The organism is Variovorax sp. 01N429 (assembly GCF_056399425.1).
Genome location: NZ_JBFTRG010000102.1, coordinates 1 through 471, shown reverse-complemented (window position 1 = coordinate 471; position 471 = coordinate 1). Strand labels below are relative to the sequence as shown.

Sequence of the window (471 nt, the reverse complement as noted above, 5' to 3'; positions counted from 1 at the left end):
GACATGTACCGGCATTCCGCACCAATCGAGGGGTGAAAAACCGGACCACTTCACCCGGCCGCTCAGGCGACCGGGCCGCCGGGCAGCAGCGCGGGCGGTTCCTCGTCGTCCATCTCGAAGGTCACCGGGTAGGGCGCGTGGCCGGCGAGGCGCAGGTAGCGCACCAGGCGGTGGCGGCGGACCGCGCGAGCCGCCCGGACCGCGTCGTTGTGGAAGCGCCGCGCCATGGGCACCCGCCGGACGGCGGTGCGCAGCTCCCCGACGAGTTCCTCGCCGCCCAGACGCCCGCGCAAGTCCTCGACCTGGCCGGGGTCTTCGAAGACGAGCCGGAGGGCCCGGGTGAGTTCGCTCTCGGCCATCTCGCGGTCTTCTTCGGCTGCGCCGCGGGCGTCGTGTGCGGCGCCCGCGAGGACGAGGGAGCTGGCCGGGTCGAGCAGGCCCGACGTGGCGACTTCCAGCGCGATCGAGGCG

The 471-nt window shown here is 73.9% G+C and carries 1 protein-coding gene; it reads right to left on the bottom strand.

Annotated elements, in window-relative coordinates; translation table 11 throughout:
- Positions 1 to 62: 62 nt before the first annotated feature.
- Positions 63 to 471, bottom strand: a 409-nt coding sequence (locus AC1DSF_RS30780) for a hypothetical protein (protein ID WP_478184102.1), incomplete at its 5' end; no start/stop codon positions are given.